Source organism: Magnetospirillum sp. WYHS-4 (assembly GCA_039908345.1).
Lineage (GTDB): Bacteria > Pseudomonadota > Alphaproteobacteria > Rhodospirillales > GLO-3 > JAMOBD01.
This window is the reverse complement of the sequence record JAMOBD010000124.1, coordinates 1-2892: the sequence shown is the minus strand read 5'-3', so window position 1 is coordinate 2892 and position 2892 is coordinate 1. Positions and strand designations below refer to the sequence as shown.

Genomic DNA, 2892 nt, shown 5'->3' with positions numbered 1-2892 from the left:
TCCCGGCCGCGAAGGCCAGCACGAACAACGCCATTCCCAGGGTTCCATAGCCGGCGATCCAGGCTTCGACCGCCGCCGGGTCGAGGCGGTCGCGGAACGTGAAAGCCCAGGCCACGATGCCGGCAAGAGCGAGAATTCCCAGAATTCTGACGACCCGGCTTCCGTTCATGGCGTTCTCCCCAGGCTCGCGCGTCATTATTCAATTGACTTATTGAATAATGGGCGGCCCAAGGGCTGCTGTCAAGCTCAAGAAGGGCTTGACGCAGGGCCGTCGGGTGAACGGTGGAGGCCCGACGGAAGGACAAAGGAGGTTGCCGGAATACCCCCTCCATCTCCCCCTAGAAGGGCCATTCCACTCGTCGGGTCAAGGAGCCCTTTCTTGCCCTTGCGAAATATCCCTTGCATCGGCCACGCGACATTGGCATCGTGATGACTATGATACCCATTCTTGAAACGCCCTTGGGCCACCTTTACGAAGCTAACTGCATCCAGTTCATGCGTACACTGGAGCGTGAAACCGTTGACCTTGCTTTCGCCGATCCGCCATTCAACCTGGGGAAGAAATATAGCTCAAAGATCAACGATGCTCTTGCAGAGAAAGAGTATCTTGATTGGTGCTATTCCTGGCTTGGCGAAATGATCCGCCTGTTAAAGCCAGGTGGATCGTTGTTCCTTTGGAACTTACCAAAATGGAATTTAGCTCTTGGGGCGTTTTTAGGATCTCGGCTTACATTCCGGCATTGGGTCGCTGTTGACATAAAATACTCTCTACCGATTCAAAACCGCCTCTATCCGTCTCACTATTCGCTTCTGTATTTCGTCAAGGGCGACAAACCTGCAATTTTCCACCCTGATCGCTTGCCAGTGCCCTGTTGTCGTCATTGCGGCGGGGAGCTTCGGGATTACGGCGGATACAAGGACAAAATGAACCCAAAGGGCGTGAACCTTTCGGATGTCTGGTCGGATATCCCGCCTGTTCGCCACGCGAAGTACAAGAAACGCGATGCAAACGGCTTGGCTCTTAAGCTGATGGATCGGATTGTTACGATGTCCAGCGATCCAGGCTCTCTCGTGCTCGACCCGTTTGGGGGGTCTGGGACCACCTATGTGGCCGCAGAGCTAACAGGCAGGCGGTGGATCGGCTCTGAACTGCACTGCGAAGCGATCCTTGAGCGATTCGATGCGCTGGAGGCCGACCGTGAGCACCTGGCCGACATTCACGGGAACAAGAATACGCTGTTCACGCAGGCAGACCTCGCGCGGCGCAAGAAATTTGGTAAGCCCCTCTCCAAAGATTACAGGCTGAATGACGAATGTGCGTCCCCGGCGGAAGACGGAGAGCAGGCCGATCTATTCGCGGCTCAATAGCTTGGAGCGCCCTTCCCTTGCCCGACCATCACTGCCCATGCCCAGGTAGGGAAATGATGGATCGCGGGTGAGATAGTCGTGTTCAACGACGGAAATTGCCAGCAATCCTCGGCTTACGCTGTGCTTCAGGCTCTCCCACATGGCGAGATAACCTGATAGCTCTCCAATGTTTCCAATGCGATCAGTCAGATGCCCGTAAAGCTGACGGCTTGGCAGGATCAGGACGCCGACCTCGACAACCCCGTTGCCCAAGGCGATGGCGAGCTTGTTCATGCTTCGGTGGGAAGAGGAGATGTTGCCGGTCTCCCATTCGATTGCCACACGGGTCCCATTGGGCGCGGTGGTCACAAAGTCAAAGCCGCCGAAATCAGATGTAATCGGCTCGACATAAGGTTCCATCGGAGGGTACAGGATCACAGGCGGCTGTTGGCGATTGCGGGATAGGTCTACGCTTCCTTCCGCTTGCCAGCCTTCACGGTCGCGCATGGCTTCCAGGAAGTAGGCGCGCAGATAATTGACGCCGTTGCGTGCCCACTGGCCGTTAGGCAGTCGCTCCTTTTCCCTCAGTGTGAGGATGCCGCTCCCTCGGGGGTGGTCAATTTCTCCGATTGCACGGACATAGCTCTCGTGGACAATGCGCCAGTCATTGGACAAAATGACGCTGCCTCGGTCGAATAAGACAAGCGTGCGGAGCCACTTCATTCAAAATCGTCCGGCAGGCCGTGGGTGAGAGCGGCGACATCGCATTTGAACGCTGCGCAAATCTGGCAAAGAACCGTAAAGGTTAAGTTCCGCTCCCCCCGTTCAACGCCGCCGATATAAGATCGGTCTATCTCTGCGTGGTCGGCCAATTCCTCCTGGGTCCAACCAAGCTCATGCCGTCTTTGCCGGATGCGATTACCAAGTAGCTTCAGGGCGGGTTCGTTCACTGTATTCATCAAACAAAGGGGAGACCGTGCGAGCATGCATTGCCTGCGGACTATACGTCCACGGACGATGATACCCAAAAGCTGCATTACAGAGGGTTAGAGGTTGCTAGTCGGTGGTTCAGGACCACCCCGCGCCCGCCTTGCGGGGGCGAGAAAGCGTCCCGTCCGCTCCTCCAGGTCCCGCCACGAAGGCCGCCGACCCCAGGGACCTTCCGGTTCTTTCGTGAAATCGTGCCCCCTGATTTGCGTGTCCCCTGATTTGCGGCACCAGCCGGGTGAAGGCGACGAAGCGCCAGCCTTCCGCCTCGACGCCCGCCACCAGCCGCCCCAGGCGGGAACCCGCCCGCCCGGCCACCCAGTCCCCGGCCAAGTAGCGCGCCGCCAGGAAGGCCACGGTGGCCCCCAGGGTGGCGCCGGCCAGATTGTAGAGGGTGCCCAGGATCGGGCCGAACAGGGCGCCGGGCAGGAACAGCACAGTCCCGGCCGCGAAGGCCAGCACGAACAACGCCATTCCCAGGGTTCCATAGCCGGCGATCCAGGCTTCGACCGCCGCCGGGTCGAGGCGGTCGCGGAACGTGAAAGCCCAGGCCACGAT

The 2892-nt window shown here is 58.5% G+C and carries 4 protein-coding genes; 1 reads left to right on the top strand and 3 read right to left on the bottom strand.

What is annotated here, in order from left to right:
• Positions 1-459 precede the first annotated feature (459 nt).
• Positions 460-1368, top strand: a complete 909-nt coding sequence (locus H7841_18140) for a site-specific DNA-methyltransferase (GenBank protein MEO5338778.1) — start codon at positions 460-462, stop codon at positions 1366-1368.
• Here H7841_18140 and H7841_18135 read toward each other — a convergent pair.
• From H7841_18135 to H7841_18125, 3 genes are all read right to left on the bottom strand, one after another.
• Positions 1351-2070 (bottom strand): hypothetical protein, encoded by a 720-nt coding sequence (locus H7841_18135; protein MEO5338777.1) that lies wholly within the window; start codon positions 2068-2070, stop codon positions 1351-1353. The two genes, H7841_18140 and H7841_18135, sit on opposite strands and share 18 nt — an antisense overlap.
• Positions 2067-2306 carry a helix-turn-helix domain-containing protein gene (locus tag H7841_18130; protein ID MEO5338776.1) on the bottom strand — a complete coding sequence of 80 codons (240 nt, stop codon included), beginning with the start codon at positions 2304-2306 and terminating at the stop codon, positions 2067-2069. Before H7841_18130 ends, H7841_18135 begins: the two co-directional genes overlap by 4 nt.
• 109 nt (positions 2307-2415) lie before the next feature.
• On the bottom strand, positions 2416-2892 hold a 477-nt coding region (locus tag H7841_18125), incomplete at its 5' end, for a hypothetical protein (protein MEO5338775.1).

Coding starts and splice junctions, on each gene's coding strand:
- H7841_18135 (MEO5338777.1), bottom strand. CDS start 2,070: ATGAAGTGGCTCCGCACGCTTGTCTTATTCGACCGAGGCAGCGTCATT.
- H7841_18130 (MEO5338776.1), bottom strand. CDS start 2,306: ATGAATACAGTGAACGAACCCGCCCTGAAGCTACTTGGTAATCGCATC.